General features: G+C 73.7%; 6 protein-coding genes. 5 read left to right on the top strand and 1 reads right to left on the bottom strand.

Annotated elements, in window-relative coordinates:
• The first annotated feature begins 302 nt into the window (after positions 1-302).
• From E9565_RS21360 to E9565_RS21340, 5 genes are all read left to right on the top strand, one after another.
• Positions 303-1,475: an ABC transporter substrate-binding protein gene (locus tag E9565_RS21360; RefSeq protein WP_236836685.1), complete on the top strand. Its 1,173-nt coding sequence runs from the start codon at positions 303-305 to the stop codon at positions 1,473-1,475.
• 133 nt (positions 1,476-1,608) lie between these two features.
• A complete protein-coding gene (locus E9565_RS21355; protein ID WP_236828773.1) occupies positions 1,609-2,484 on the top strand; it encodes a branched-chain amino acid ABC transporter permease in 876 nt (291 codons plus the stop codon).
• The gene (locus E9565_RS21350) at positions 2,484-4,289 is read left to right on the top strand and encodes an ATP-binding cassette domain-containing protein (protein ID WP_236828772.1); all 1,806 of its coding nucleotides are present in this window, start codon (positions 2,484-2,486) and stop codon (positions 4,287-4,289) included. Before E9565_RS21355 ends, E9565_RS21350 begins: the two co-directional genes overlap by 1 nt.
• A complete protein-coding gene (locus E9565_RS21345; protein ID WP_236836684.1) occupies positions 4,286-5,008 on the top strand; it encodes an ABC transporter ATP-binding protein in 723 nt (240 codons plus the stop codon). Before E9565_RS21350 ends, E9565_RS21345 begins: the two co-directional genes overlap by 4 nt.
• A gap of 137 nt (positions 5,009-5,145) precedes the next feature.
• Positions 5,146-5,505 carry a histidine triad nucleotide-binding protein gene (locus tag E9565_RS21340; protein ID WP_236828770.1) on the top strand — a complete coding sequence of 120 codons (360 nt, stop codon included), beginning with the start codon at positions 5,146-5,148 and terminating at the stop codon, positions 5,503-5,505.
• 58 nt (positions 5,506-5,563) lie between these two features.
• Here the strand turns inward: E9565_RS21340 and E9565_RS21335 are convergent.
• A partial coding sequence (locus E9565_RS21335) for a hypothetical protein (RefSeq protein WP_236836683.1) occupies positions 5,564-6,255 on the bottom strand: 692 nt, incomplete at its 5' end.

Genomic DNA, 6,255 nt, shown 5'->3' with positions numbered 1-6,255 from the left:
GTACGGGCACAGGGGACCTCCGGGAGGGGGAGAGGGAACGGCCCATCCTGCACCCGGCGTCATCGGCCCGGCTTCCCGAGCCGCCGACGCGCAGCTCGCCGAGTTCCGGACGGTCACGTTCTGGGCACGCTTGCCCAGCCCCTGCCGGAGGTGCGCCGGGAGGTGCCTACTGTGACCCCCGTAACCAGCCGACCGGCTCCGGTCGGCCCACGACGCCCGGTGCCCCGGACGGGCCCGTCCGCCAGTGCCGCGCGGCCGCCTCCTCGCGGTCGGCCGGTCGTCGTTCTCGACAAGGGAGAGACATGCGCACCAAGCTCCACACCGTCGCCGCGGCCGGCGCCGCGGCCCTCCTCCTCGCGTCCTGCGGCTCCGGCGAGTCCGGCGGCGGTGAGTCCGCCGCCGGGCTCACCGGCGAGGGCAGCGGGGAGTCGTGCACCATCGAGGGCGAGGTGCCCCTCGGCGCGGTGCTCAGCCTGACCGGTGCCGCGGCCAGCTACGGCGAGTCGCAGCAGCGCGGCCTGGAGCTCGCCGCCTCGGAGCTGGCCGAGCAGGGCGGCGTCACCTACGACCTGACGATCGAGGACGACCAGACCGACCCCCGTCAGGGGATCACGCTCTTCGAAGAGTTCGTCAACGACGGCGTGAGCCTGATCATCGGGCCCACGCTGTCCAACGCGGCCGTCCAGGCCGACCCGATCGCCCAGGATGCCGGCGTGCCGGTGCTGGGCATCTCCAACACGGCCGAGGGGGTGACCGAGATCGGCGACTACATCTTCCGCGACTCCCTCACCGAGCAGGCGGTCATCCCGCAGACGATCGAGGCCGCCACCGAGCAGTTCGGCCTCGAGGACGTCGTGGTCATGTACAGCAACGACGACGCGTTCACCGAGTCCGGCTACGAGGCGTTCGCCGGCGCGCTGGAGGACCAGGGCGTGACGATCAGCGAGACGATCACCTTCTCCAAGTCCGACACCGACTTCCGCGCCCTGCTGACCCAGGCGCAGGAGAACGAGCCGGACGCGCTCGTGGTCTCGGCGCTGATCGAGGCCGCGGTGCCGCTGGTGACCCAGGCCCGCGAGCTCGGCATCGACGTGCCCATCATCGGCGGCAACGGGTTCAACAACCCGCGGCTGATGGCCGACGCCGGGCCGGCGGCCGAGGGCGTCGTCGTCGGCGCCGCCTGGAACTCCGCCTCCGACAACCCGGAGAACCAGGCGTTCCTCCAGGCCTACGAGGCCGAGTACGGCGCGCAGCCCGACCAGTTCGCCGCCCAGGCCTACACCGGGCTCAAGCTCGTCGACCAGGCCGTGCGCGCCAACTGCTCCGCCGAGCGGGACAGCATCCAGGAGGCGCTGGGGCAGATCGAGGACGTGCCCACCGTCCTCGGCGAGTTCTCCATCGACGAGAACCGGGACGCCGACCACCCGGCCGTCGTCCAGGTCGTCGAGGACGGCCGGTTCGCCGTCCTGCAGTGACCCCTCGCGTGGCGCCGGCCGGCTGACGGGGCGGCGCCACGCCGGGACTCCGCCGGGGCCCGGTCCTCGGACCGGGCCCCGGCCACGTGTCGGCTACCGTGCCCCGGCACCCACGACGAGAACAGGCAACGCTGTGCAGCAGCTCCTCAACGGCATCTTCATCGGCTCCATCTACGCGTTGTTCGCCATCGGCTTCACGCTGGTGTTCGGCATCCTCGACCGGCTGAACCTCGCCCACCCAGCGGTCTTCGCCGCCTCCGCCTTCGTCGGCATCGAGCTGGTCGAGCGCGGCGGGCTGTCCCTCTGGGCCGCACTGCCGGTCGTGTTCGTCTTCGGCGCCGTCCTGGGGCTGGTCATCGAGCGCGTGGCGTTCCGGCCGCTCAAGAACCGGGCCGACGCGCACTTCGCCGGGCTGATCTCCTCGATCGCGCTGGCCGGCATGCTCATCGCGCTGCTGCAGTGGCGCTACGGCCCCGACACCCGCCGCTTCCCGCCCGGCTCGTTCCCGGACACCCGGTTCGAGGTGTTCGGCGCGCAGGTGACCCTGGTGCAGGTGGTGATCCTCGCCGTCTCCCTCGCCCTGATGGTGGGCCTGACCTACATGGTCACCCGGACCCGGCTCGGCCGCGGGATGCGCGCGGTCGCGGAGAACCCGACGGCGGCGCGGGTGCTCGGGGTGAACGTCGACCGGGTCACCGCGGTCACCTTCGCGATCTCCTCGGCGCTCGGCGCGGTCGCCGGCGTGCTCTTCGCGATCAACGTGAACACCGCCCAGCTGGGCATGGGCGCCGCGATCGAGCTCAAGGGCCTGGCCGTGATCATCGTCGGCGGCATGGGCTCGCTGCCCGGCGCGCTCATCGGCGGGCTGCTGCTCGGCCTGGCCGAGGTGTTCGCCGTGCAGCACATCGGCTCGTCCTGGGTGAACGTCATCGCGTTCGGCCTGCTGTTCGTGATCCTGCTGCTGCGCCCGCAGGGGCTGCTCGGCGCGCGGAAGGTCCGGGAGGTCTGATGCTGGGCCAGTACGCCACCACGCTGACCTTCATCGCGCTGGGCGCGATCTTCGCCTACTCCTTCTACGCCGTCCTGATCGCCGGGCAGCTCAGCCTCGGCCAGGCCGGCTTCGCCGCTCTGGCGGCGTTCTCCGGGGCCTACCTGGCACCCGCCCCGGACGACGTCGGCGACGTCCCCTCGCTGCTGGTCGCCGTGGCCATCGGCATGTCCGTCGGTGCCCTCGGCGCCGTCGTCCTCGGCCTGCCGACGATGCACCTGCGCGGGGTCTTCCTCGCCATCGCCACCCTCGGCTTCGCCGAGGCGGTGCGCGTGGTGCTGCTCAACCAGGAGTGGACCGGCGGGGCGCAGGGGCTCGGCGTGCCGCGGGTCCTCACCGTCGGCATGGCCTGGACGGCGCTCGCACTGGTCGCCTACTGGTTCTGGCGGATGGGACGGTCCCGGTACGGGCGCGCGCTCGAGGCCATCCGCGAGGACGAGCTCGCCGCACGGTCCATGGGCATCGACGTGGGGCGCCACCGGCTGGCGGCGTTCATCACCGCGGGCGCCGTCGCCGGGCTGTACGGCGTCCTCTACGCCTACTACGTGCGGCTGATCGCGCCGAACGACTTCGACTTCGTGGCTGCCGTCGAGGGCCTGGTCACGGCGGTGGTCGGCGGCTCCACGATGTTCCTGGGGCCGCTGCTGGGCAGCGGGTTCCAGACGATCGTCCCGGAGATCCAGCGGGCGGTCGGGGTGGAGGCCGGCTGGATCAGGCCGTTCCTCGCCAGCCTGCTGCTGCTCGTCGTCATCCTTTTCCTGCCCGGGGGCCTGGCGAGCCTCATCCCGCGCCGCACGCGCATGCCGTCCGGTGCCGCCGACGACGACGCGACCGGGCTCGCCGGCCGCCGCCACCCGGAAGCCGGCGAGCCGGTGGTCACCCTGTCCGGGCTGGGCAAGGAGTACGGCGGTGTGCACGCCGTGCGAGGGGTGGACCTGGAGATCCGGGCCGGCGAGGTCGTCGGCCTGATCGGTCCCAACGGAGCCGGCAAGACCACGCTGGTCAACATGATCAGCGGGCTGGTCCCGCCCAGCTCGGGCAGCGCCACGGTCCTCGGGACGACGGTCGGGAGCACCCCGGTCCACCGCATCGCGGCGGCCGGCGTCAGCCGGACGTTCCAGCACTCCAAGCTGTTCAACCGGCTGTCCGCCCTGGAGAACGTCCTGGTCGGCGCCCACCTGGTCAGCCGTCCGACGTTCCTGCGGCGGCTCTTCTGGCTGCCCTCGGCGCGCCGGGACGAGCAGGCCGCGCTGCGGCAGGCGGCCCGCTGCCTGGAACGCGTCGGGCTCAGCGAGCTCGCCGCCAACCGGGCCGAATCGCTGTCCTACGGGGACCAGCGCAGGCTCGAGATCGCCCGTGCGCTGGCCTCGGACCCGTCGCTGCTGATCCTCGACGAGCCGGCGGCCGGGATGAACCACGTCGAGGCGGCGCGGCTGTCCGAGCTCATCCGCTCGCTGGCGCGGGACGGGCTCACCATCCTGTTCATCGAGCACAACGTCGGCATGGTGCTGCAGACCTGCACCCGGGTCGTCGTCCTCAACTTCGGTGAGGTCATCGCCAGCGGCGCGCCGGACGAGGTCGCGGCGGACCCGGCGGTCATCGAGGCCTACCTCGGGTCGGCGGAGGAGGACGCGGACGGCACCGGGGCCCGCGCCGGCGCGACCGCCGCCGGGACCGGCGACGCGCCACCCGACGCCGTCGCGAACCTGCGCCCCGGCGCCGCCGGCACCCTGGACACCCCCGACGCGACGAGGGATGCGACATGAGCGCCCCGATCCTCACCGTGGAGGACCTGCGGGTGACCTACGGACGGGTCGAGGCGGTGCGGGGTGTCTCCTTCAGCGCCGCTGAGGGCTCCCTGGTGGCGCTGGTCGGCGCGAACGGGGCGGGCAAGTCCTCGGTCATCAACGCCGTCTCCGGCATCCTGCGGCCGGCCGGCGGGCGGATCACGTTCGAGGGCCAGGACATCACCCGCACCCCCGCCCACAAGCTGGTCGGCCGCGGGCTGGTGCAGGTGCCCGAGGGCCGGCAGATCCTCGCCACGCTGACGATCGAGGAGAACCTCCAGCTCGGCACGTGGCACTCGGGAGCCGACGGGGCGCGGTCCGTCGACGCCATGTACGACCGGTTCCCGGTGCTGGGCGAGCGGCGGGCGCTGCCGGCGGGCGCGCTCTCGGGTGGCGAGCAGCAGATGCTGGCCATCGCCCGCGCGCTGGTCGCCGGGCCGAAGGTCATGCTCATGGACGAGCCGTCGATGGGGCTCGCGCCCAAGATCGTCGACGAGGTCTTCCGCGTCATCGAGGAGATCCGCGCCTCCGGCACCACGGTCGTGCTGGTGGAGCAGAACGCCCGGCGGGCCCTCCGTGCGGCCGACCACGGGTACGTGCTGCAGAGCGGTGAGGTCGTGCACTCCGGTCCGGCGGCCGAGCTGCTCGCCGACGAGCGCATCGTGCAGGCCTACCTGGGGGTCGAGAGCGGCACCTGACGGCCCCCGTGCAGGGTCCCGCCGCGAGCGGAGCGAGTGGTGGGGGGCGGTGACGGGCTGGAACGGCCCCCGTGCAGGGTCCCGCCGCGAGCGGAGCGAGTGGTGGGGGGCACGGGGGTCCTCCTAGGGTGCTGGGCGTGACCGACTGCCTGTTCTGCCGCATGGTCGCCGGTGAGATCCCCGCCGACGTCGTCCACGAGACCGACCGGGTGCTCGCCTTCCGCGACATCAACCCCCAGGCGCCGACGCACGTGCTGGTGATCCCGAAGGAGCACCACCGCAACGTCGGCGCGCTGGCGACGGCGGACCCGGGGCTGCTCGGCGAGGTGGTCTCCGGGGCGCACGCCGTCGCGGCCGGCGAGGGCCTCGTGACCGGGGCCGGCAACGAGCCGGGCTACCGCGTCGTCACCAACACCGGGCCGCAGGCGGGCCAGTCGGTGGACCACGTCCACCTGCACGTGCTGGGCGGCCGCGACCTGCGCTGGCCGCCCGGCTGACGCGCCGGTTCCCGCCGGACGGCCGTCCGACGGGAACCGGGTGAGCTGGGGGAGGACCTCAGCCGGCCGACCGGGTGCGGGCGAGGGCCCGCACGCCGGCCACCGCGAGCGGCAGCTGCACCAGCACGAAGGCGGCGGCGGGGACGAGGTTGCCCTGGGCCGGGGAGAACGGCAGCAGGATGGTGCCGGCCACCACCGCCCCGAGCGACCACCAGCCGAGCACCCCGGCCCGGCACAGGCCGAGGACGACCAAGGGCAGCCCCAGCGCGAGCAGCGGGGCGAGGCCGAACGACAGCTGCTGGAGCGGGGCGGACAGCACCCGCTCCGAGATGGCCACCGCCTGGTCGATCGGCAGGGCCCGGGCCAGCTCCATGTGGAACCAGTCGGTGAACAGGGCTCCCGAGGTGGACAGCAGGCCCAGGGCGCTCAGCAGCGCGCCGGCCAGCGTGGGCAGCCAGCCGCGCCGCCCCCGCACCAGCAGGGGCAGCACCAGGACACCGACCCCGAGCAGCAGGTTGCCGTAGTGCAGGAGGACGGCGGAGAGCTCCGTGAGCGACGGGTCGCGGCCGAGCGACTCCAGGTAGCTCGCGCGGTCGTCGCCGGTGGCGATCGGGCTGGTCAGGATGCCCGCCGCGAAGGCGGCTGCCCCCAGGGGCAGGGCGGCGCCGGCCAGTCGGGTCAGCACCCGCGGGGCGGGGTTGGCGGCGGCACCGGCCCCGGTGGGGGACGGCGCCAACCCCGCCCCGCGGG

Origin of the sequence: Blastococcus sp. KM273129 (genome assembly GCF_021698995.1) — a bacterium.
In the GTDB taxonomy this organism is placed as follows: Bacteria; Actinomycetota; Actinomycetes; order Mycobacteriales; family Geodermatophilaceae; genus Blastococcus.
The sequence above is the reverse complement of the archived record's forward strand: the minus strand, read 5'-3'. Positions and strand labels throughout refer to the sequence as shown.

Excerpts from the sequence above, each read along its gene's own strand:
- E9565_RS21360 (WP_236836685.1), top strand. The coding sequence starts at position 303 with ATGCGCACCAAGCTCCACACCGTCGCCGCGGCCGGCGCCGCGGCCCTC.
- E9565_RS21350 (WP_236828772.1), top strand. The coding sequence starts at position 2,484 with ATGCTGGGCCAGTACGCCACCACGCTGACCTTCATCGCGCTGGGCGCG.
- E9565_RS21345 (WP_236836684.1), top strand. The coding sequence starts at position 4,286 with ATGAGCGCCCCGATCCTCACCGTGGAGGACCTGCGGGTGACCTACGGA.